Source organism: uncultured Winogradskyella sp. (genome assembly GCF_947501905.1).
GTDB lineage: Bacteria > Bacteroidota > Bacteroidia > Flavobacteriales > Flavobacteriaceae > Winogradskyella.
In genome coordinates, this window is the sequence record NZ_CANMXL010000004.1 from 121,042 (window position 1) to 144,708 (window position 23,667).

A 23,667-nucleotide genomic window follows, 5' to 3' on the forward strand; every position below is an offset into this window, starting at 1 on the left:
AAACATGAGTCCATTTTTAATTGATAGTATTGGCTATGCAGCTTTGGTTATTAATCTATATTCTATGTCTACCAAAGGCGAATATAAACTACGTTTAATTTCACTAATCGCGAATATGGGTTACATTTTATATGGTGTATTAATTAGTGCCACACCAATAATTGTAGGTTGTACAATTGCTGTATTGCTTCATGGGTATCATATAAGAAGATTACGAATAAATAAGACTAGCAATGATTAAAACAAAAATAGCTACGGAAGCAGATACAGAAGTTTTAGCACTTCTTGGTCGACTAACATGGGCTGAGTCTCATGGTCATTATATCGAAGATAAAAACGATGTATTAAAATACCTTGATGAGAATTTTTCAGTTCTTAAAACGAAACAGAATGTAAGCAGTCCCAAGCAACTTTTCTATATTATTTATGCAGATGATTTACCTGTGGGCTATGCTAAAGTAGTACTAAACGTGTCAAACGAAAATATTGTATCACAAAACAGTTGCCAATTAGAGCGAATTTTTATCTTAAACGATTTTATACCCTTAAAAATTGGGCAAAAATTACTAACTTTTGTTGAAGGGCAAGTTAAAAAGCTAAAATTAGATACTATGTGGTTAACTGTTTACATAAAAAACAAAAGAGCTATTAGATTCTATGAGAAAAATGAATTTAAAAACATAGGAGAATTAAACTTCCTTGTAAGCGGAAAAGCATATGAAAATATAGTTTTCTCTAAAAATCTTGCTTAATAACATTACAGATGGAACTTACTAAAGAAATAAAGACTTCAATTGATAAAAGTGTACTTTGTTGGTTAGCTACAGTATCAAAAGATAATGAACCTAATGTGTCACCAAAAGAAGTTTTTAATTATTTTGGAAAAGACAAAATTATTATTGCCAATATCGCTTCACCACAAACAGTTAAAAATATTAAACAAAATGAAAATGTTTGTATTAGCTTTATCGATATTTTGGTGCAAAAAGGTTTTCAAATAAAGGGTAAAGCAAAAATCATTAAAAAAATAAATATTGATTTTTTAGAAATGGAGAAGGTGCTAACAAAAATAGCTGGTGGAGATTTTCCGTTTTCCACTATTACTGAAATTACTATAAATAGCGTTAAACCTATTATCGCACCTAAATACATACTCTATCCAGAGACTACTGAAAAAGAACAAATTGAAAGTGCCAGAAAAGCTTATGGATTTTAAAACATATAAATATGTTAATCAATATAGTTCGTTAAAATGCGTAGCAAAAATCCCAAACAATTTAATGTTTGGGATTTTTTATAATTTGCATCTATGAAAAACAATCAAGATGAAGGTTACACTGGTATTTGGAAATACATTGGTTGTTTTCTAACCCTAGTTGTAGGACTAACATTTCTCGTTATAGCAGTCTTTATACTGAATTTAATATTTCACTTTTGGAATAGTGACTTCTAAAGTTCTTTTTTACTAGCTTGCTTTTTCATCACTTTTAGCACTTCTTTGCTAAAGGACAACTTGCCATTACTTTCTAAGGCTTTTTGTGCTATAAACTCACGCTTCTTTTTTAAGAGTTCTTTGAGTTTATCATTATCTGCTTTACGTTTGTTAGACATCTCTTTTATAAGACGTTCTTTTTCGGCTAAAGATTTTCCTTTTAGCTCTTTGGGAAGTTTATCGTCATCAAGCTTATCAAGCTCCAATTTACCGTTATCATAATCATTAATAATTTCCTGAGAGCCATAAGCTACTTTTTGTCCAGCTTTGCTTTGTTTATAAGCTACTCGAGAGCTGTTAGCAGTACTAGAGCCAGTATCGTATACCGCCATAGACTTTGCTTTTTTATCGTAGTTGTATTCACGCTCTTCTAATGAACCATAATACATACGTGTATCATCAATATTTCTTGATAGGCTATTAATTTCAAAATCGTAAGGTGTTGCAATCACATAGTCTTGTGCGTTTTGGTCTAATCTTAAAAATTCGCCATTAGTACATGAAGCCATATTTCTGAAATGAGGTATAGCTTCCAAACAAGCATTTCCTAATTTTATAGTATTAATAGTAATACCTTTTTTTGCTGCAAGCTTACAGCTTTCGGTATACTCCACATCATCTTGGTAATCCATATGCGGTGGGCAGTCACCAACTACAAAGATGGTTCTATAAGTTTTTTTATCAGTAGACCATTTCATCTGTGTAATGGCTTCATGTAAGCCTTGATTGACACTTTCTGGAGAATCACCACCGCCAGCGGCAGTAATTTTTAAAAGCTCAGTATACGCCTCATCTAAATCTGTAGTCATGGCAATTTGTTTGGTTACAAAACTATCGCCTCGATCACGGTAAAAAACCATGCCCATTTTTAACGTGTCGATATCACCATCTTGGGCGAGTTCGCTAACAATATCCCAGATTTTTTCTTTGGCAGTACCTATTAATCCGCCCATACTGCCAGTTGCATCAAGGCAAAAGACAATTTCGGCATTTTTTGTAGGATGCACACTTTTAGTTTCAATTAAAACTGATACATCTTTACTATTAGATGCTTGAATTTCGTTGGAGTTTTTACAATTAAGCATAACAATGCTTAGAATAATTAAAGAAATTTGCTTTTTCATGATATTTTGATTTGATGAATTTTCAGCTAAACTAAATGGTGAGTATGAAATCAAAAACAAATAATGAGTTAAAGAGCACTCCCAATGAGTTATCTTACCTTTTGATTGAGTAATCTCTTTTTGGTTTAAATATTTAAAAACATTTTGTTCTAAATGGTTACATTTGCAATCGCAAAAAATACAATACATGAAAGCTGGAATAGTAGGATTACCAAACGTAGGGAAATCAACCTTATTTAACTGTCTATCTAATGCTAAGGCGCAAAGTGCAAACTTTCCGTTTTGTACTATAGAACCAAATATTGGTGTGGTAAACGTACCAGACCCAAGATTATCTAAATTAGAAGAGTTGGTGAACCCAGAAAAGGTGATTCCTGCCACTGTTGAGATTGTAGACATTGCTGGTTTAGTAAAAGGTGCGAGTAAAGGTGAAGGTCTAGGAAACCAATTCTTGGCCAATATTCGCGAAACCGATGCTATTTTACATGTATTGCGTTGTTTTGATAATGATAATATTGTCCATGTTGATGGTTCTGTAGATCCAATTAGAGACAAGGAAACAATTGATATGGAACTACAGTTAAAAGATTTAGAAACTGTAGAAAAGAAATTAGATAAAGTAAAGCGTGCAGCGAAAACAGGTAATAAAGAAGCACAAGCTGAAGAAGCAGTTTTACTTAAAATAAAAGAAGGTCTTGAAGCAGGAACATCTGTGCGTGCTTTGGAGTTTTCAGATGAAGATTATGCAGATTATGTAAAGCCATCACAATTTATTACAGACAAACCAGTGATGTATGTGTGTAATGTCGATGAAGGTGCAGCAATATCAGGAAACACATACGTCGATAAAGTCAAAGAAACTGTAAAAGACGAAAATGCTGAAGTATTAGTATTAGCGGTTGGTACAGAGGCAGATATTAATGAGCTTGATGATTATGAAGAGCGTCAAATGTTTCTTCAAGATATAGGTTTAGATGAACCAGGTTCGGCAAAATTGATTCGTTCTGCATATAAGCTTTTAAATCAGCAAACCTATTTTACAGCAGGTGTAAAAGAAGTTCGCGCTTGGACCGTAAACATTGGTGCTACAGGGCCTCAAGCAGCAGGTGTTATACATACAGATTTCGAAAAAGGATTTATCCGTGCGGAAGTCATTTCTTATAATGACTATGTATCTTATGGTAGTGAATCTAAAGTAAAAGAAGCTGGTAAAATGCGTGTTGAAGGAAAGAATTACATCGTTAAAGATGGTGATGTAATGCATTTCTTGTTCAATGTGTAGATTTGTGTTGTAACTAAGCACATTTTTAAATGGAAATAATATGAAAAAATATCTTTTCTATTTTTTTGTTATCCCTGTATATCTTTCTGCACAAATCAATGAGAGTGATTCGCTCAAAGTAAAAGCAAGTTTATCATTCACAGGGATTTGGCAATCAGGTAATGTTGAAACCTTAATACTCAGAGCTCGTACAGACTTAAGTATTAGTCCTTGGAAGAAATGGGTCTATAAAAACACCAATTCTTATGTTTATCAAGCTTTTGATAAAGACAAAGCAGATTCAGATTTTTTAAGCCTTAACTTTTTGTATTTCAATCCTAAAAAACGATTTTATCCTCAAGCATTAGGGTTTATAAGCACCAATTTTAGAAGAGAAATTGCACAACGCTATCTAGTTGGGGCAGGAGGAACATATCAAATAATACAAGGTAAAAAAAACTGGCTTAAAGCATCATTGACTGTTGAATATGAAGACACAGACTTTAAGCGAGATGTTTTTAATAAGACACACTTTAATGGTAAGAATTCTATAAACACTTTTAGGAGTACTATTTGGTTAAGTGGAAAATATGAGCTCTTTAAGAAAAAGGTAATTCTTAAACACGAGAGTTATTTTCAGCCTTCCTTAGAGCAAAGTGATAATTATAGATGGCAAGCAGACTTATCTGCTGAATTCCCTATCTGGAAGTTCTTAAACTTTAAAATAAACTATTTACGTACTTTCGAAAGTATAGTTATTCAAGATCAAGAAGAAGAAGACCAATTCTTAACTTTTGGTTTCACGCTGAAGAATTTTTGATGTAAACTGCAGTTAACACACATTAACGCTTGTTAACTCACATCTTTATAAGCCGTTAGTATATTTGAATTATCAATAATCATCAACTATGCGATATTTTATTCTATTTATATGTTGCGGTCTTTTCAGTTTTTCGCAAACTAATGAGATTGTATTTACAACAATTAGCCAGCCAAAACAAAAAGATATCTATCCAAAAAGTTACTGGAACGTTTGGGTAAATGATTTACCAAAGACTGAAGACATTATTAAAAATGAAAATATTGCAAGACGAGTTAAAATAAGAGAATACTTTAATAGGTTTTTGGTCTATGCAAAAATGCAAACAAATCAACCAGAAGAATTATTATCAGTTTTTAATGATTCATTTAAATACGCACCTCATTATACGGTTTATAGATATGTAGAGGCGCTGCCATTAAAGGGCAAGGAGTATGCTTATATGTGGAATATGTATAAGAGTGAAAAACCAATTTTAGATTCAATTTGTTCAAGAGTGCGTTCATCTTATGACTCTGATTTGGTTGAGTTGGTTAAAGATTTTCAATCCAAAGATCAGAAATATCGAAAGCTTCTTAGTGAGACTACCTTGGATGAGTTAAAAGCTGATGGCTCTTGGAAAAAACAATTAAATCTAGATAGAGAAAATAGTAAAGCTATAAAGCAAATCCTTGATAAAGTAGGATATCCAGGTAGATCTAAAGTAGGCTTCGAAAATGAATCAGCAGTCTTTCTTGTAATTCAGCATTCAAATTTAGAACTTATGGAGTATGGATTACCATTTATTGAAGAAGCAATTAAAAATCTAGATTTGGATACTACATACTATGCATATTTATATGATCGTATTCAACTAGTAAAAGGCTTGCCACAAGTATACGGTACGCAGTATAATCTTGATGGGAGTATATATAAACTATCAGAACCTGAAAATGTAAATAAGCGACGAAAAGTATATGGTTTGTATCCAATTAAAATATAAATAGAAAAAATTTCATCAATCAATTTTACAACCAATCTATAAAAGCCAATGTTCTCAACAACATTGGCTTTTTATTGTTAATTACTTTCCAAAAACCATATTTCATTTTTTAAGGTATAATATTATATTTAGCGTCTCATCTACATTTACTGATTTTATGGCCGAACAGACTAAATATACCGAAGATAATATACGCTCGCTAGATTGGAAAGAGCATATTCGCATGCGCCCTGGTATGTATATCGGTAAATTAGGCGATGGTTCGTCTCCTGATGATGGTATATATATTCTTCTAAAAGAAGTCCTTGATAATTCCATAGACGAATTTGTTATGGGCGCAGGAAAAACTATTGAGATTTCCATTCAAGGTGAAAAAGTAATTGTGAGAGATTATGGGCGTGGTATCCCACTTGGAAAAGTTGTTGATGTTGTATCTAAGATGAATACAGGAGGTAAGTATGATTCTAAAGCTTTCAAAAAATCTGTAGGACTTAATGGTGTCGGTACAAAGGCCGTAAATGCACTATCTAACTATTTTAGAGTAGAGTCCACAAGAGATGGAAAATCGGCTTCAGCTGAGTTTGAGCAAGGAAACCTGACCAACCAAGAATTATTAGACGATACCTCAAGACGGAAAGGGACAAAGGTGTCATTTATCCCTGATGATTCTATCTTTAAAAAATTTAAATATCGTAGTGAATATGTAGTGAAAATGCTTAAAAACTACGTATACCTTAACCCTGGGTTAACTATAGTCTTTAATGGCGAAAAATATTTTTCTGAAAACGGACTTAAAGACTTATTAGCCGAAAACATAAGCGAGTCAGATTTATTATATCCAATTGTTCACTTGCGAGGAGATGATATTGAGATAGCTATAACGCACAGTAAGACCCAGTATAGCGAAGAGTACCATTCTTTTGTAAATGGACAGAACACCACTCAAGGTGGAACGCATTTAGCAGCTTTTAGAGAGTCTTTAGTAAAAACAGTTAGAGAATTTTATGGAAAAAATTATGATGCATCTGATATTAGAAAATCAGTTGTGTCTGCAATTGCTATAAAAGTAATGGAACCTGTTTTTGAAAGTCAAACAAAAACTAAGTTAGGTTCTACGGATATGGGAGGTGATTTGCCAACAGTAAGAACTTATATCAATGATTTTGTAAAAACCTATTTTGATAATTATTTACACAAGAATCCTGATACAGCAGAAAAGATTCAGCGAAAGATTCTACAAGCAGAGCGTGAGCGAAAAGAATTATCTGGTATACGTAAGTTAGCCAAAGACAGGGCTAAAAAAGCAAGTCTTCATAATAAAAAATTACGCGACTGCCGAGTGCATTTTGGTGATACTAAAAACGAACGCAGTTTAGAATCTACACTATTTATTACCGAGGGAGATTCCGCATCTGGAAGTATAACAAAGTCTCGTGATGTCAATACTCAAGCAGTTTTTAGTCTTAAAGGAAAGCCTTTAAATTCTTATGGTTTAAGTAAGAAAATTGTATACGAGAATGAAGAGTTTAATCTTTTGCAAGCCGCTTTAAATATAGAAGAATCACTTGAAGATTTACGATACAATAACATTGTTATCGCCACTGATGCCGATGTTGATGGGATGCATATTCGGTTATTACTAATAACCTTCTTCTTGCAATTTTTTCCAGAAGTTATAAAAGAAGGACATTTATACATTTTGCAAACGCCATTATTTAGGGTTCGTAATAAGAAAGAAACTATTTATTGTTATTCTGAAGAAGAACGCATAAATGCTATAGAAAAGCTTAAGCCAAAACCTGAGATTACTCGATTTAAAGGTTTAGGTGAGATTTCCCCTGATGAGTTTAAACATTTTATTGGTGCAGATATAAGATTAGACCCAGTAATGTTAGATAAAGACATGTCAATTGAAGAGTTATTATCTTTTTATATGGGTAAAAATACACCAACACGTCAAGAGTTTATTATTAATAACTTAAAGGTTGAATTAGATGTTGTTGAAGACTAAAATTTCTGCTAAAGCAGTAATGAAATAATATGAGCGAAGAACACGAAGAATTAGAAAATATAAATAGCGAAGACAACTTAGAGCCCCAAGAAACCATAACCAAAGTTACTGGCATGTACAAAGATTGGTTTTTGGACTATGCCTCTTACGTTATACTTGAGCGTGCAGTCCCTGCAATTGAAGACGGTTTTAAACCTGTGCAGCGTCGTATTATGCATTCCATGAAGGATTTGGACGATGGACGTTATAATAAAGTCGCAAATATTGTTGGTCATACGATGCAATACCATCCACATGGAGATGCAAGTATTGCTGATGCGATGGTGCAAATTGGTCAAAAAGATTTATTGATTGATACTCAAGGAAATTGGGGTAATATCTTAACAGGAGACAGAGCAGCTGCTTCTCGTTATATTGAGGCACGTATTTCTAAGTTCGGTTTAGACGTTGTGTACAATCCAAAAATTACGCAATGGCAAGCCTCATATGATGGTCGTCGTAAAGAACCTATAAATTTACCAGTCATGTTTCCGCTTTTGTTAGCGCAAGGAGGAGAAGGTATCGCCGTAGGTTTATCTACAAAAATATTGCCACATAATTTTATAGAGTTAATTGATGCTTCAATAAAGCACTTAAAAGGAAAACGTTTTACAATTCTTCCAGACTTTCCTACAGCAGGTATAGCAGATTTTACAAATTACAATGACGGGAATCGTGGTGGTAAAGTAAGAGTTAGAGCAAAAATATCACAACATAGTAAAAATACCTTAGTTATTACAGAGATTCCTTTTAGTACAACAACACAATCGCTTATAGATTCAATTTTGAAAGCGAATGACAAAGGAAAAATTAAAATAAAGAAGATTGAAGATAATACTGCTGCAGAGGTTGAGATATTGGTGCATTTGCCTTCAGGTATTTCTCCAGATAAAACCATAGATGCCTTATATGCATTTACTAATTGCGAAACATCAATCTCTCCTTTAGGTTGTGTTATTGAAGATAATAAGCCTTTGTTTATTGGAGTTTCTGAGATGCTACGTCGTTCTACAGATAATACAGTTCAGTTATTAAAATCTGAATTAGAAATTAAACTTGGAGAGTTAGAAGAGCAATGGCATTTTGCGTCTTTAGAGCGCATTTTTATAGAAAACCGTATCTACCGAGATATTGAAGAAGAAGAAACTTGGGATGGCGTTATCAATGCTATCGATAAAGGTCTGCAACCACACATCAAACATCTAAAGCGTAAGATTACTGTTGAGGATATTACGCGTTTAACAGAAATCCGAATCAAGCGTATTTCAAAATTTGACATAGATAAAGCGCAACAAAAGATTGATGCTTTAGAAGAGCAAATTGCTGAAGTAAAACATCATTTAGCACATCTTATCGATTATGCGATTGCATATTTTATGCGTTTAAAGAAAGATTATGGAGAAGGCAAAGAGCGCAAAACTGAAATTAGAATCTTTGATGATGTAGATGCAACGAAGGTTGTTATACGTAATACAAAGCTTTACGTCAATCGTGAAGAGGGCTTTATTGGTACTTCATTGCGTCGCGATGAATATGTCTGCGACTGTAGTGATATTGATGATATTATTGCGTTTACCAATGATGGTAAAATGATGGTCACCAAAGTAGGGTCCAAAACCTTTATTGGTAAAGGTATTATCCATGTAGCAGTCTTTAAAAAGAAAGATAAGCGTACCATTTATAATTTAATTTATCGTGATGGTAGTAAAGGACCATCATATGTAAAACGCTTTGCGGTTACTGCAATGACTCGTGATAAAGAGTATGATTTAACAAATGGAAATAAGAGTTCTAAACTTTGGTATTTCTCTGCCAACCCCAATGGCGAAGCTGAGGTTGTATCTATTTCGTTACGTCAAATGGGAAGCATTAAGAAACTAAAATGGGACTTAGATTTTTCGGATATTCTTATAAAAGCACGCACATCTAAAGGCAATACAGTTACTAAATATGCAATAAAGCGAGTTGAGCTCAAGGAGAAAGGTGTTTCAACCTTAAAACCACGTAAAATTTGGTTTGATGATACTGTGCAAAGGCTTAATGTTGATGCGCGTGGAGAGTTAATTGGCGAATTTAGAGGTGAAGATCGTTTATTAGTAATTAACCAAAAAGGAATGGTGAAAACTATAATTCCTGAGTTAACCACACATTTTGATAGTGATATGATTGTGCTTGAAAAATGGATTCCTAAAAAGCCAATTTCAGCAATTTATTATGATGGTGACAAAGAGCGTTATTATGTTAAGCGCTTCCTCATAGAGCAAGAAGGAAAAGAGGAATCATTTATTTCTGACCATGCAAATTCTCAATTAGAGATTGTATCAACAGATTGGAGGCCAATGGCAGACGTGGAGTTTACCAAAGAACGAGGAAAAGACCGTAAGCCCAATATGGAAGTCAATCTAGAGGAATTTATTGCTGTTAAGGGTATTAATGCTTTAGGTAATCAATTGACAAAAGACAAGATTAACCAAATTAATCTTTTAGGGCCATTACCTTTTGAAGCTCCTGAAGAAGTGCATGCTGACGAATTAGAGGTTGTAGACGAAGAGCAAGTCACAGGTGAACAATCAGATATAGAACAAGTTTCTGAAAAAGAAGTCAAAGTAGATTTAGACCCAAAACCAAAGCCTGAAGTGCCAAAAGCTAGTGATGAGGATTTGGATGTTGATGAGACTGGACAAGCGTCATTATTTTAAAATGGCTAATAATAAACTTTTAGTTAATGAGAGGCAAGCCGATTTAGGAAACTTTATGGTAGGTCGTTTATTGCCATTTCGCAAAAAACGTCAAGTTGGACCATTTACTTTTATTGACCATATGGGGCCAGCGACTTTAGGAAACGGAAAATATGTAGATGTAGACCAACATCCACATATTGGTTTGAGTACACTCACATATCTTTTCGAAGGTGAAATAGAGCATAAAGATAGTCTTGGGAGCGAAAAAATTATCTCTGCTGGAGATGTTGGTTTTATGACATCAGGTAAAGGTGTTACACATACCGAGCGTACACCAAAATATAGAAGAACAGAAAAAGAATTTGTAATGCATGGCTACCAAATTTGGGTGGCATTACCAAAAGAGCTAGAGGACATTAATCCAAGCTTTCAATTTTATCCAAAAGAAGAGATTCCGTCGTGGACAGAAAACGGTTTAGAAATTAAATTGGTTGCTGGTAATGCTTTTGGGAAATCTTCACCATTGCAAGGCTTTACATCTTTATTTATGGTAGATGTTTATGCCAAGAATGAAACAACTTTAAATTTAGAAAATCAATTAAAGGGTGAAGTTGCTTTTGTTATTGTCAAAGGTGAAATCACTGAAGAAGACCATAAAATAGAAGCTGGTCAAATGCTAATTAGTAAGACTGATGAGCAATGTAGTATTTGCCTAGATAAAGACACAAGAGTGTTGCTATTCGGCGGTGAACCTTTAAGCGACGAACATTTTCTTCTTTGGAATTTTGTATCAAGTGATAAAGAAAAACTCCAAAAAGCTAAAGAAGACTGGCAGAACAATAAGTTCCCTAAAGTGCCAGGTGATGACACTTATATTCCTATTCCAGAAATAAAGCATAAATGAGTTACTTCTTTTTTGAGGTTTTCTGATTCAAGAACTCTACAAATAAAGAGAATGCAATGGCAAAGTATAAGTAACCTTTAGGTATGGCGCCCACTTCGTTGCCAAAGAATTGTGTATGAGACATATGTGCAGCCTCAGTAATTAACATAAAACCAATTAGTATTAAAAATGCTAAGCCTAGTACTTGCATACTCGGGTGATTGTCTATAAAACGTCTAATTGGGTTAGCAAAAGCTATCATAATAATTATAGATATTACTACGGCAATAATCATTAAAACCAAACTGTAATTTGGGTTAGGGTGTAATCCATTTGTCATCCCTATGGCTGTTAAAATAGAATCTACAGAGAAGATAAAGTCAATAATTAAAATTTGCACAATAGCTTGTTGTAGTGAGCTGATGACTTTCCCTTTTACACTATCTACGTCATGAGAAGGTGTTTCAACTTTTTCTCTAATTTCTGAGGTGCTTTTATAGATTAAAAATAAACCACCAGCAAATAAGATAATGGCTTGCCAGCTAAGATGTAGCTCTAACCAAGAATTCTCAAACTCGTAAAAAGGTTCTTTTAAACCAACTAAAAATGACACAAAGAACAATAAGATAATACGTTGCACCATTGCAAGAATAAGTCCAATATTAGTGGCCTTACTGCGCTGATGCTCTGGTAATTTGTTAGCAGCAATAGAGATAAAAACAATATTATCTATCCCAAGGATGATTTCTAAAAAGGTCAAGGTTAGTAACGCAAATATGGCATCACTAGAAAGTAAAAATTCTAACATATTATTTTATTCTAATAGCTGTGCCTTTTTCTACGCGAGTTGCTCTATTCTTTTTCTTAATTGCTAATTTGTATTCAAAAGTATAAGAAGAGTCAGTTGTGGTTAAAATCTTCATATGTATGGCGTCATCCTCAGAAGCATTTTTTGGATTCACTTTTTTTAAAACAAATTCACAATCGTTTATCCATCGTATTGAAGAAGAATCTATTTTCCCTTCAAAATAATCAATACTGTAGTCTTCTGTACGTGTGAAAGTTCCTGTTTTTTCATTACCATCAACTAAAAAAGTGAATTTAAAGTCTCCTGTACGATAATCTTGACAATTTCTCTCTATGGTATAACAACTTGTCAAAACGGTACAAAAAGTCAGTAGAAGAAGTTTTTTCATCATTGAATAGAAAGGTTTGTACAAAAATAAGGAATTAGAGCTGCTTAATTTTCATAGCTCTTAAAACTTCCGTCTTTATAGAAAATAATAATTTTTTCTATTTCATCAGATTTTGAAGTATTTCCAAGATTGGGAATTTGAGTTAAAGCATCAGGATTTGAGTCTGAGAATTTCAAAGTTTCCGTTTTTGGAGTAGAAGGAAAATTTCCTTTACCATTCATTAACCAATATAAGTCCACTTCAGGATAGGAGTGAAGCACTTTCATTACAAAGTCTAAACTCGGTTTATTTCTACCCGAAAGAATATGAGAAATACTTGAACGTTGTACACCTATTTTTTCGGCGAAACTAGATGCAGTTTCTTCGTAAAAAGTGATGACTTTTTGCAGACGCTCAGTAAAATCCGTGGTGTTTATCATTGTAAACTACGTTCTCTGGTTATATACGTTACAAATGTAACAATAGTTGTTCTTATATTCACCATCGACTTCTGAATTTATTATTTTTGTATAAATTAAAAGTTCATATAAAATATTTTAAATATCTGAAAATAAATAGTTTAATTATTAAAAATATATTCTTTTGAATATTTTTCAATTAACGATGCTTCATTTGTAACTAGTACAATTGCTTGTGTTTAGAATTGTAACAATTAATATTATTTTGTGTGTTTACAATTGTAAAATTACATTTGTATACCTTTGTGTTCTAAACTTATTCAATGACCTCAGATAGATTATCAGAATTGCATAATTCGTTCAAAGAAAAATTACTTTTTGGACGGTATATTAACAATGAAAAAATAGAACTTGCTCTAAGAAAAATGGAACAGTATTTTGATGTTTCTACTATTGGTTTTTCAGTAGAGAAAAGACCAATATATTCTGTAATTGTTGGTAATGGCCCTACTAAAATTTTGCTTTGGTCTCAAATGCATGGTAATGAGTCAACAACTACTAAAGCTATTTTTGATTTGCTAAATACATTCACTAATAATGAGTTTTCTGATATTCTTAAGTCATGTACACTTCTATTTATTCCTATTTTAAATCCTGATGGCGCAGAAAATTACAAGCGTGTTAATGCTAATGATGTAGATTTAAATAGAGATGCTCAGGACCTTTCTCAACCAGAAAGTAGAGTGTTACGTCAATGTTTTGATGATTTTGCACCTCATTATTGTTTTAATCTTCATGGGCAACGTACCATTTTTGGTGTCGGTGACTCGGGTAATTCTGCGACATTGTCTTTTTTATCACCTTCAGAAGACGAAGAGTGTTCAATAACAAAGACTCGAAAGATAGCTATGTCAGTTATAGCCTCTATTGTTAAAGGGCTTCAAGAAGATTTGTCGAGTGCTATTGGTCGCTATGATGATGGTTTTAATATTAATTGTGTAGGCGACACATTTCAGTCATTAGGTGTGCCAACAGTTTTATACGAAGCTGGGCACTATAAAAACGATTATAAACGTGAAATCACACGGCTATATGTTTTTAAAGCCTTGTTTTATGGACTAGATGCTATTTCTAAACAACCTACAGGTAATGATTTTGAGGCTTACTTTAATGTGCCTGAAAATGAAAAAAACTTTTTTGATGTGATAATTAGAAATGCTTTGTTAGTCAATGAAGATGATGAAACTGTAGATATAGCCATACAGTTTAAGGAAGTTTTAATTAATAATACTATAGCGTTTATCTCTTATGTAGAGAAAATTGAAAAATTGAACAACTATTTTGCTCACAATGAAATCGATGCCAATGGCGCGATGACATCTGATCAAAACAATGACGTTATAGAAATTGGTAACGAAATCGTTTTCGTAATGTTAAATAATCGAAAAATCTTGATAAAATCTTAAATATTTTAGTTTTTAGCTTCTTTTTATCAATAAAAATGTCTTATTTTTGCATATAATTCAATAAAAATTGAAATGGCAAAGTTTAAATTAGACGAAATAGATCACCAAATTTTGGATATGCTTATTGATAATACGCGTATTCCTTTTACAGATATAGCAAAAAAATTACTGATTTCTGCAGGTACTGTTCATGTTAGAGTTAAGAAAATGGAAGAAGCTGGCATTATTAGAGGTTCTTCTTTAACTCTGGATTATAAAAAATTAGGATACTCTTTCATTGCTTATGTTGGTGTATTCTTGCAAAACACTTCGCAAACAAAGTTTGTTTTGGAACGTATTAATCAGATTCCATATGTTACTGTTGCGCACATAACTACCGGTAAGTTTAATATTTTCTGTAAAATAAGAGCAAAAGATACGATGCATGCTAAAGAAATCATCTTCTTATTAGATGATATTGATGGCGTATACAGAACTGAGACAATGATTTCACTTGAAGAGAGCATCAATGACAAGAAGCGTCTTATGCATACCATATTCAACGAACTATAATTGATATTTAAAACGATGTTAAAGCCCTAGTAAATTTACTAGGGCTTTTTTTATCTTCGACATCTAATTTAAAAAACTAAAAAATGCAATTACCACAAGAAGAGTTTAACCCGTATTATTTACCATATATTAATCTTGCAACAAGCTCAGATATAGTTAGTGGTTTAAAGCAAAATTTAAGCTCTGTTGTTGCATTTTATATGTCAATACCTAAAGAAAAACTGGAGTATGCTTATGCAGAAGGTAAGTGGACCATAAAGGATATATTACTTCATGTTATAGATACTGAGCGTGTATTTGCATATCGTGCAATGCGGGTAGCAAGGCATGATAAAACTGCTTTAGCAGGTTTTGAGCAAGATGATTATGTTGAAGCAGGAAATGCTGTGAATAGGAGTATAGAAAGTCTATTAAGCGAATATAAAGCTGTCAGAAGCGCGACAATCTCCTTATTTGAATCTTTTGCTGATAAAAGTCTAACATCAATAGGCACTGCGAGTGGCTCACCAGTTTCGACAAGAGCTATTGGTTATATTATCACTGGTCATGAAAACCATCATAATAATGTGATTAAAGAGCGATATTTATAATTTCTCCATTAAGTACTTGCCAGTCACAGAATCAGAATTTTTTACAATATCTTCTGGTGTTCCAAACGCAATAAGTTCTCCTCCGTTTTTTCCACCTTTAGGACCTAAATCAATAATATAATCAGCACATTTAATTAAGTCAATATTATGCTCTATAACTATGATTGAGTGTCCGATTTCAATGAGTGCTTGAAAAGATTTTAATAGTTTTTTAATATCATGAAAATGAAGACCGGTTGTTGGTTCATCGAAAATGAATAATGTTGTGTCTCCACGAGAGCCTTTACCTAAGAATGACGCAAGCTTAATGCGTTGCGCTTCTCCGCCAGAAAGGGTAGAGGAAGATTGTCCTAAAGTTACATAGCCCAAACCAACATCCTTAAGAGGTTGCAGCTTTTTTTCAATTTTTGCTTGATTATTTTCAGCGAAGAAATCCACAGCATTATCAATCGTCATGTTTAGAATATCGTCAATGGTTTTTCCTTGAAAATTAACCTCTAATACTTCCTTTTTAAAGCGCTTACCATTACATGTTTCGCAAGTTAAGTGTACATCTGCCATAAATTGCATCTCTATAGTCACTTCACCTTCACCTTTACATGTTTCGCAACGTCCACCATCTACATTAAAACTAAAATGCTTGGCTTGATAGTTTCTAATCTTGCTCAATTTCTGTGATGCAAAAAGTGCTCTAATGTCATCATAGGCTTTTATATAAGTCACAGGATTAGAGCGCGATGAGCGACCAATAGGGTTTTGGTCAACAAATTCAACATTTTCAATATTAGTGAAGTTTCCTTTTAGTTCAGTGAATTGTCCAGGTTTATCCCCAAAACCCGTAAGCTTCTTTTGCAATGCTGGGTATAATAATTTCTTAACTAATGTGCTTTTTCCACTTCCAGAAACACCAGTAATGACTGTTAACATATTTAGAGGAAAAGTGACATCTATATTTTTAAGATTGTTTTCTCTAGCTCCAATAATTTCAATATTGTATTTTGAAGTTCTTCTTTTTTTTGGAAGCTCTATTTCAAGTTTTCCGTTTAGATAATTTGCAGTTAATGTGTCTGATATTAGAATATCTTTAAAAGTACCCGTTGCAACAACTTCACCTCCAAAAGTACCAGCTTCAGGACCTATGTCTATAACTTCATCAGCTGCCTTCATGATATCCTCATCATGCTCAACGACTATTACTGTGTTTCCTATGTCTCTCAATGATTTTAGGACATCAATTAATCGCTCAGTATCTTTTGGATGTAAACCAATACTTGGCTCATCCAATATATACATAGAGCCAACAAGGCTACTTCCTAATGATGTAGCTAGATTAATACGTTGGCTTTCTCCGCCAGATAATGTGTTAGACTTTCGATTTAGAGTTAAATAATCTAGACCAACATTAGATAGAAATTCTAGTCTAGTATTAATTTCCTTTAACAATCGCTTGGCTATTTTAGTATCATGTTCATTTAGCTTTAATTCTTTAAAAAAACTTGCCAATTCATCTAAAGGTAAATCGACTAAGTCCATTATAGTCTTTTCAGCAATCTTAACATAGTTTGCTTCTTCTCGTAATCGTTTGCCTTTGCAGGTATTACATTTTGTTTTTCCACGATAACGCGATAACATTACGCGATTTTGAATTTTATATGCCTTAGATTCTAATTCAGAAAAAAAGCTGTCTAAGCCTTCAAAATGTTCATTTCCTACCCAGACTAAAGCTTTTTGCACATCAGTAAGCTCAAAATAGGGTTTGTGTATAGGGAAATCGAATTTATGAGAGTTATTTACTAACTGGTCTCTATACCAACTCATGCTTTCACCACGCCAAGGAAATACTGCATTTTCATATATTGATAATGATGTATTAGGAACTACTAAATCTTCATCAATACCAATAACATCACCGTAACCTTCACATTTTGGGCAAGCGCCATATGGATTATTAAAGCTGAAGAAATGTGCATTTGGCTCTAGAAATACCATACCGTCAAGCTCAAACTTATTGTTGAATTTTTTTTGTTTTCCGTCTGTTAGAGATTCAATAATGCATGTACCCAAACCTTCAAAAAAGGCGGTTTCAACAGCATCTGCTAATCTATTTAAAAAATCCTCATCATCTTTATAGACTATTCGGTCTACAACCAAAAATAATTTAGCTTTACTATCTACTTCATCTTTTAGAGCATCATCAATTCTAACAACATCATTTCCTACCTTTATTCTGGCATAACCTTGTTGTTGTAATGTTTGCAACTTGTTTTCTATTGTTCTGCCTTTTTCAAGGGTAATAGGTGATAATAGAAGAAGTTTTGCACCTTCTCTGTGTTTTGATATAAAATTTATAACATCAGTAGTGCGATGCTTTTTTACTTCATCTCCAGAAATAGGAGAGTAGGTTTTACCAATTCTAGCAAATAATAGCTTGAGGTAATCATAAATCTCTGTTGTGGTACCAACTGTAGAGCGCGGATTGGTAGAATTTACTTTTTGCTCAATAGCAATGGCTGGTGCTATACCTTTTATGTAATCTACCATAGGTTTATTGAGTCTACCTAAAAACTGTCTTGCATAACTACTTAGACTTTCTACATAACGGCGTTGACCTTCAGCATACAAGGTGTCAAATGCTAGGCTTGATTTCCCAGAGCCTGAAAGTCCAGTAATAACTACTAGTTTATTTCTTGGAATAACAACATCAATATTTTTAAGATTATGGAGTTTGGCTCCTTTTATAATGATATTCTCTTTCGGGTTAACGTCTAAGACTGTGTTATTCATAGATTTTTTTGACTAAAAGTTTTGCAAAGATACCACAACTATTTTACAGCCGAAAATGATAATATAATAGATTAAATGTTAAAATTTGGGTTGAAATTTTGCTTTTTCGGAATGATTCTTGTTTATTTGAGAATTATATACATTAAAAAAACAACTGCGTATACATAATATTACTTTAAGAAAAATGCTATAACCCCAAAAGTAAAGCTTTGGCTTTGCTACTTAAAGTACTTATTATGAAAAGAAAACTTATCGAAGACGCGGTTTTGGTCAAAAACTACATTGATGGAGACGAAAGTGCATTATCTGTATTGATAAATAGGCACAAACAAAAAATTTACAGTTTTATTTATTCAAAAGTTTTTGATAGAGATATTACTGAAGATGTTTTTCAAGACACATTTATTAAAGTCATAAGAACTCTAAAAAGAGGGAAATATAACGAGGAAGGCAAGTTTTTACCTTGGGTAATGCGTATTGCCCACAATTTAGTTATAGACCATTTTAGACGTAATAGTAGAATGCCAAAGTTTGATAATGCTGGTGAGTTTAGTATTTTTTCTGTATTAAGTGATTCTGCTCTAAATGCTGAAAAGATGATTATAAAAGATCAAGTAGAGTCGGATGTAAGACGTATTATTGAAGAGTTGCCAGAAGATCAAAAGCAAGTATTAGTGATGCGTATGTATCAAGATATGAGTTTTAAGGAAATATCAGAGCGAACAGGTGTAAGTATTAATACAGCTTTAGGTAGAATGCGTTATGCACTTATTAATTTAAGAAAGGTGATAGAGCATCATAATATAGTTTTAACGAATTGATATAATAAAGTAGATTTTTTTGCGTTAATGATGTTATATGAACATAAAATTACGCTAATGGCAAAAATTTACTCTAATTGTAACCCTAAAAATATTCAACTTAACCCAAAAAAAGAAACAGTAGATTTTCTACTGAATTATTCAAAGGCTTTACGTGTTAATTGTTATAAAAATATGAAGTTTGAAGCGCTTCTGAATTAGTTTAAAAGCCCCTGATTTGAATAAAATCAGGGGCTTTTCTTTAAGTATTACTAATTTTTCTCAGAAATTAAATTCTTTATAGATCAAATAACTGTGGTCTTCCTTCTTTAACCTCGAGATTCTTTTCTATTATATAAGTGCCGCAATTATTGCTAATTCTACACTGAACAACATAATTTCCTGGAGGCGCAGTTGGTAAAACTTCAATCAATGCATTAAATTCATTATTTCCTGCAGGACTTTGAATGTTAAAATGTTGGATAGCGTTGGGGAAGTTGTAACTATATACTACCCATTCTACATGATTATAATTGTCAAAATTATTCTCATTAGTATAAAATAGACCAGACTGATAATATTGCAAAATGCTAGGACCAGAAACTCCTACCAAAGGATTAGGAGAAGGGCTTCCAATAATATTTACATTAAAAGTCGTTGATGAACCATCAGGAAATTGAGCAGTGATTGTCCCTATTGATGATACTCCGTTATTGAGAGGTCTTACGGTTATCGATGTATTGTTTGATGATACTAATATTAAATTTGACACTGACCAATTTGGTATTAAATTCGTGTTGTCTAGACTGTAAGTAACAGGCAAACTATTGCCGCATATTTCTAATGGACCTGATATAATAGCATCATTACTTATTACTTCTTCACAGTTATCGTATACACAAGTAAAATCACTTCTGTCAATGTTCTGTAGTCCATCAAAGCCTAAGCTAGCTGGGTCTGGATACATTATTGAATCTATGCCCTGATGGCCGTTAAATCCTAAGCAATGTATTATCTCATGCAGCAATGTATTACTCCTGCTTAAAGGTGTCGCAAAGACATCTCTATCTCTATTTATATTAATTAATGGAAATGGATTATCACCAGATTGTATTCCAGCTTGTGCATATGCACCACTCGTTAAAGTCGGGTCATGAACTATTGTAATGTCAGCTCCAAAGGGGGTGGGAGCATTTACAAACCTTAAGCATGAAGAAGATGAAATGGAATTTAATTGACTAATGACGTGATTAAGTGCTGGGTTCCAGACAGGTGTTTCATTTATTTGTCCTACTGGGTCTAATTGGCTATGAATTCTTATTGTTCTAACATCAAAATTGCCCGCTATATCTGTTGTGTTAACTATACTTGGACCGTATCTGCAATTGCTCGTATTACTTAATCTCGAATTTGATTGTAGATTTTCATAAAATGATAACTCTTTTGGAAACATTAAATCTCCTTCTACGATATAATGGGGTTTAGTTTCTATAATATCTCTTAAGTCAAATCCCATTTCTACTATTTTTTCTAGTGCAGGAGTCATTTCTAATTCTATATTTTTTATTTCTAATGAATTTTCTTTATACTCAATATTTTCCTCTGTGCAGTTATAAAAAAAGAGTCCAAGGACTAATAACAGTGTAATTTTTTTTAACAAATAAATTTTTCTCATAATAAATGATTTTTGATTCATTTAAAATTATGAATTTTGTAAGAAAATTACTTACGGTTTTTCCGTAGAAATACATGTTAAAATGTTAATTAACAGTATTTAGACACCTTTATGAGTTGGATTTTAAGAACTTTAACTCAAATATGTGTGGGATCAATTGATTAGATGTGATAGAAGAACTATTTTTTCTTACTGTAATAATTATCCAAAACAGATTTTCTACCTATAGTTTTGGTAATAATATCTTTTTCTATATTCCAACCACGTGCTGGTGAATATTCTCTTCCGTACCAGATAATTTGTAGATGTAAATCATTCCATAATTCTTTTGGGAATAAACGTTTGGCGTCTTTTTCGGTTTGTACTACGTTTTTGCCGTTGGTTAAATTCCAACGGTACATTAATCGGTGTATATGTGTATCTACAGGAAATGCAGGAATGCCAAAAGCTTGTGATAAAACTACTGCAGCCGTTTTGTGACCAACAGCTGGGAGTTCTTCTAATTCTTCATAGGTTTTAGGGACTTGGCCATTGTGCTTATCTATAAGAATATGTGATAAGCCATAAATGCCTTTGCTTTTCATTGGAGATAAGCCCACAGGTTTTATAATTTCACGGATTTCTTCAATCGAAAGCTTAATCATATCGTAGGGATTATCTGCCCGTTCAAATAATAATGGTGTTATTTGATTAACCCTTACATCTGTACTTTGCGCGGACATTAATACAGCTATTAAAAGCGTATATGGGTCTTTATGGTCTAATGGAATTGGGATTTCTGGATATAATTCTTTTAACGTAGATATAACAAACTCTACCTTTTCTTGCTTAGTCATTCATTGTATTTTTGCAAAAACAAATTTAAACATTATGACGCATTTAAAAGTAGGCGATAAGGCTCCAAATTTTGAAGCTTTAGATCAAGATGGAAATACCATAAAACTGACCGATTACAAGGGTAAAAAGCTAGTGTTGTTCTTTTATCCAAAAGCTAGTACACCTGGTTGTACGGTAGAAGCTTGTAATTTAAGTGATAATCATGCGCGTTTTGAGTCTTTGGGTTATTCAATTCTTGGAGTAAGTGCGGATAGTCAAAAACGACAATCTAATTTTAGAAATAAGTTTGGTTTTCTGTACCCTTTATTAGCAGATGAAGATAAGTCTGTAATTGAGGCTTTTGGTGTTTGGGGTCCAAAAAAGTTTATGGGTAGAGAATATGACGGAATCCACAGAACAACTTTTGTAATCGACGAAAATGGTGTTTTAGAAGATGTGATACTAAAAGTTAAAACAAAAGAGCATACAAATCAGATATTAGATTCTTGATTATAAAACAAAAAAAGACGACCATTATTAGTCGTCTTTTTTTATATATCTATATAAGATTATTTGTGCATCACCTCTTCTGATTCGCAGCCGAATAAGCTCTTTTCTTTAATAAGTTTGGCTACACCTTCTGGTAGCATTTCTTCCCAGCCGTCTTCCCCAGCTGCAATTTTTGCCAATACCTTTCTTGAGAAAATTGATAAAATTGATGGGTCGTAATCATTAATATCCACAACTTTTCCGTTGTATTTAAAGAACTTGTAAAGCTCTTTCATACGAGGGTGAACTTTTAGATTTTCACTAGATGTAATACTTCCGTCTTCATTTACCATTGGGTATAAGTAAACACGCAAATCTTTGTAGAACAGTTTTCCGAAAGCTTCAAGGATGCCTCCGCTTAAATGACGGTAATATTTTTCATCAAAAATATCCACTAAATTATTAACTCCCATGGCTAAGCCCATACGAGCTCTAGAATATTGAGAAAAATATTCAACTAATCGATAATATTCTTTAAAGTTAGATATCAATACTGTTTGACCTAAAGAACAGAGTAGACGGGCTCTGTCCATAAAATCTTGCTCATCAATCTCACCTTCAGCACGAAGGTTAGAAAGCGTAATTTCAAAGATTACTTGAGTTTTCTCCTTATTTACTTTATTCTCTTTTATGAACATTTCATATGATTTCTCAAACATGTCCATATTTACTTTGGTAACTGGTCTAAAACTTCCTCTTAGGGTCAATATATTCTTTTTATATAATACACGCGCAGGTAACACATTGTTGCCATCTGGAGCAAACATTACAGCATCAGTCATTTCGTTCTTTACTAACTGAAGACTCATTAGGCGATTATCCACATTTTCAAAAACTGGTCCAGAAAAATTAATGGTATCAATTTCTAATTGGTCTTTGTCTAAATGGTCGTATAGATAACGCAATAGTTTCTTTGGTTCGTTGTATTTATAAAACGCACCGTAGATAAGGTTTGTTCCAAGAACACCTAGGGTCTCTTGTTGTAATCTAGCGTCGTTTTCTTTGAATCTTATATGCAGTACAATTTCATTGTATGCAGCACCTGGTTCTACTTGATATTTAATTCCAACCCAACCATGGCCTTTATACTTCTTAGCGAAATCTATTGTTGCCACAGTATTTGCATAAGTAAAGAAAATTTTATCTGGATGCTTATCTCTAGTGATACGTTGCTCAATAAGATTCATCTCATGATTAAGCATTTTTCTTAGTCTAGCCTCAGTAACATAACGCTTGTCATTTTCAATACCATAAATGGCGTCACTAAAATCTTTGTCATATGCAGACATAGTTTTTGCGATAGTTCCAGAGGCACCACCAGCCCTAAAGAACTGTCTTACAGTTTCTTGTCCAGCGCCAATCTCAGCAAAGGTTCCATAAATATCTGCATTTAAGTTAATGCGAAGGCATTTGTCTTTTAGAGACGGAATGTTTTCAAACTCTTTATCCGCTCTATACTTAATTTCGTTCATCTGTGTTGAATTTTCAAGCTATACAAAGGTACTATTTTAGCATAGCAAACAAAAAAATAAGTTTATTTTTGTTTTA

The 23,667-nt window shown here is 33.0% G+C and carries 22 protein-coding genes; 14 read left to right on the top strand and 8 right to left on the bottom strand.

Annotation, left to right across the window (positions count from 1 at the left end):
* Positions 1 to 4 precede the first annotated feature (4 nt).
* Genes Q0770_RS10410 through Q0770_RS10420 form a run of 3 tightly spaced genes read left to right on the top strand, consistent with a single transcriptional unit; the run spans position 5 to position 1,216 of the window.
* Complete coding sequence (locus Q0770_RS10410; RefSeq protein WP_299116661.1) at positions 5 to 241, top strand: hypothetical protein; 237 nt, start codon at positions 5 to 7, stop codon at positions 239 to 241.
* Entirely contained in the window at positions 234 to 752 is a 519-nt protein-coding gene (locus Q0770_RS10415) for an N-acetyltransferase (RefSeq protein WP_299116663.1), read from the top strand. Before Q0770_RS10410 ends, Q0770_RS10415 begins: the two co-directional genes overlap by 8 nt.
* A gap of 11 nt (positions 753 to 763) precedes the next feature.
* Positions 764 to 1,216, top strand: a complete 453-nt coding sequence (locus Q0770_RS10420; RefSeq protein ID WP_299116665.1) for a pyridoxamine 5'-phosphate oxidase family protein — start codon at positions 764 to 766, stop codon at positions 1,214 to 1,216.
* 233 nt (positions 1,217 to 1,449) lie between these two features.
* On the opposite strand, the gene Q0770_RS10425 is transcribed toward Q0770_RS10420, so the two are convergent.
* The gene (locus tag Q0770_RS10425) at positions 1,450 to 2,616 is read right to left on the bottom strand and encodes a vWA domain-containing protein (protein ID WP_299116667.1); all 1,167 of its coding nucleotides are present in this window, start codon (positions 2,614 to 2,616) and stop codon (positions 1,450 to 1,452) included.
* Between the two features lie 187 nt (positions 2,617 to 2,803).
* Here Q0770_RS10425 and ychF point away from each other — a divergent pair, with 187 nt between their 5' ends.
* The 6 genes from ychF to Q0770_RS10455 all read left to right on the top strand — a co-directional run bounded on the left by ychF (position 2,804) and on the right by Q0770_RS10455 (position 11,314).
* Positions 2,804 to 3,898: a redox-regulated ATPase YchF gene (ychF, locus tag Q0770_RS10430; RefSeq protein WP_299116669.1), complete on the top strand. Its 1,095-nt coding sequence runs from the start codon at positions 2,804 to 2,806 to the stop codon at positions 3,896 to 3,898.
* Between the two features lie 40 nt (positions 3,899 to 3,938).
* Positions 3,939 to 4,697, top strand: coding sequence for a DUF481 domain-containing protein (locus Q0770_RS10435; RefSeq protein WP_299116671.1), 759 nt, complete (start codon positions 3,939 to 3,941; stop codon positions 4,695 to 4,697).
* 88 nt (positions 4,698 to 4,785) lie between these two features.
* Positions 4,786 to 5,679, top strand: a complete 894-nt coding sequence (locus tag Q0770_RS10440; protein WP_299116673.1) for a DUF6624 domain-containing protein — start codon at positions 4,786 to 4,788, stop codon at positions 5,677 to 5,679.
* Positions 5,680 to 5,836: 157 nt separating this feature from the next.
* Positions 5,837 to 7,690: a DNA topoisomerase IV subunit B gene (locus Q0770_RS10445; protein WP_299116675.1), complete on the top strand. Its 1,854-nt coding sequence runs from the start codon at positions 5,837 to 5,839 to the stop codon at positions 7,688 to 7,690.
* Positions 7,691 to 7,719: 29 nt separating this feature from the next.
* On the top strand, positions 7,720 to 10,428 hold the full coding sequence (locus Q0770_RS10450; RefSeq protein ID WP_299116677.1) for a DNA gyrase/topoisomerase IV subunit A: 2,709 nt from the start codon (positions 7,720 to 7,722) through the stop codon (positions 10,426 to 10,428).
* Position 10,429: 1 nt separating this feature from the next.
* On the top strand, positions 10,430 to 11,314 hold the full coding sequence (locus Q0770_RS10455) for a pirin family protein (RefSeq protein ID WP_299116679.1): 885 nt from the start codon (positions 10,430 to 10,432) through the stop codon (positions 11,312 to 11,314).
* A gap of 1 nt (position 11,315) precedes the next feature.
* Here Q0770_RS10455 and Q0770_RS10460 read toward each other — a convergent pair whose 3' ends face one another.
* Genes Q0770_RS10460 through Q0770_RS10470 form a run of 3 tightly spaced genes read right to left on the bottom strand, consistent with a single transcriptional unit; the run spans position 11,316 to position 12,908 of the window.
* Positions 11,316 to 12,101 carry a TerC family protein gene (locus tag Q0770_RS10460; RefSeq protein WP_299116681.1) on the bottom strand — a complete coding sequence of 262 codons (786 nt, stop codon included), beginning with the start codon at positions 12,099 to 12,101 and terminating at the stop codon, positions 11,316 to 11,318.
* A 1-nt stretch (position 12,102) separates the two neighbouring features.
* Positions 12,103 to 12,492: a hypothetical protein gene (locus tag Q0770_RS10465; protein ID WP_306420469.1), complete on the bottom strand. Its 390-nt coding sequence runs from the start codon at positions 12,490 to 12,492 to the stop codon at positions 12,103 to 12,105.
* A gap of 41 nt (positions 12,493 to 12,533) precedes the next feature.
* Complete coding sequence (locus Q0770_RS10470) at positions 12,534 to 12,908, bottom strand: helix-turn-helix transcriptional regulator (RefSeq protein ID WP_299116683.1); 375 nt, start codon at positions 12,906 to 12,908, stop codon at positions 12,534 to 12,536.
* A gap of 302 nt (positions 12,909 to 13,210) precedes the next feature.
* Here Q0770_RS10470 and Q0770_RS10475 point away from each other — a divergent pair, with 302 nt between their 5' ends.
* The 3 genes from Q0770_RS10475 (at position 13,211) to Q0770_RS10485 (ending at position 15,495) form a co-directional block, all read left to right on the top strand.
* Complete coding sequence (locus tag Q0770_RS10475) at positions 13,211 to 14,353, top strand: M14 family zinc carboxypeptidase (protein ID WP_299116685.1); 1,143 nt, start codon at positions 13,211 to 13,213, stop codon at positions 14,351 to 14,353.
* A 72-nt stretch (positions 14,354 to 14,425) separates the two neighbouring features.
* On the top strand, positions 14,426 to 14,905 hold the full coding sequence (locus Q0770_RS10480; RefSeq protein ID WP_188374315.1) for an Lrp/AsnC family transcriptional regulator: 480 nt from the start codon (positions 14,426 to 14,428) through the stop codon (positions 14,903 to 14,905).
* Between the two features lie 83 nt (positions 14,906 to 14,988).
* Positions 14,989 to 15,495, top strand: coding sequence for a DinB family protein (locus Q0770_RS10485; RefSeq protein ID WP_299116689.1), 507 nt, complete (start codon positions 14,989 to 14,991; stop codon positions 15,493 to 15,495).
* Here the strand turns inward: Q0770_RS10485 and uvrA are convergent.
* A complete protein-coding gene (gene uvrA, locus Q0770_RS10490; protein ID WP_299116691.1) occupies positions 15,490 to 18,279 on the bottom strand; it encodes an excinuclease ABC subunit UvrA in 2,790 nt (929 codons plus the stop codon). The genes Q0770_RS10485 and uvrA overlap by 6 nt on opposite strands.
* Before the next feature lie 236 nt (positions 18,280 to 18,515).
* On the opposite strand from uvrA, the gene Q0770_RS10495 reads away from it, so the two are divergent.
* Entirely contained in the window at positions 18,516 to 19,100 is a 585-nt protein-coding gene (locus Q0770_RS10495; RefSeq protein WP_299116693.1) for an RNA polymerase sigma factor, read from the top strand.
* Between the two features lie 277 nt (positions 19,101 to 19,377).
* Here the strand turns inward: Q0770_RS10495 and Q0770_RS10500 are convergent, their stop codons facing one another.
* On the bottom strand, positions 19,378 to 20,754 hold the full coding sequence (locus tag Q0770_RS10500; RefSeq protein ID WP_299116695.1) for a hypothetical protein: 1,377 nt from the start codon (positions 20,752 to 20,754) through the stop codon (positions 19,378 to 19,380).
* Positions 20,755 to 20,933: 179 nt separating this feature from the next.
* Positions 20,934 to 21,590, bottom strand: coding sequence for an endonuclease III (nth, locus tag Q0770_RS10505; RefSeq protein WP_299116697.1), 657 nt, complete (start codon positions 21,588 to 21,590; stop codon positions 20,934 to 20,936).
* A gap of 34 nt (positions 21,591 to 21,624) precedes the next feature.
* On the opposite strand from nth, the gene bcp reads away from it, so the two are divergent.
* Positions 21,625 to 22,080, top strand: a complete 456-nt coding sequence (gene bcp, locus Q0770_RS10510) for a thioredoxin-dependent thiol peroxidase (protein WP_299116699.1) — start codon at positions 21,625 to 21,627, stop codon at positions 22,078 to 22,080.
* A 59-nt stretch (positions 22,081 to 22,139) separates the two neighbouring features.
* Here bcp and Q0770_RS10515 read toward each other — a convergent pair whose 3' ends face one another.
* A complete protein-coding gene (locus Q0770_RS10515) occupies positions 22,140 to 23,591 on the bottom strand; it encodes a TonB-dependent receptor (RefSeq protein ID WP_299116701.1) in 1,452 nt (483 codons plus the stop codon).
* Positions 23,592 to 23,667 lie beyond the last annotated feature (76 nt).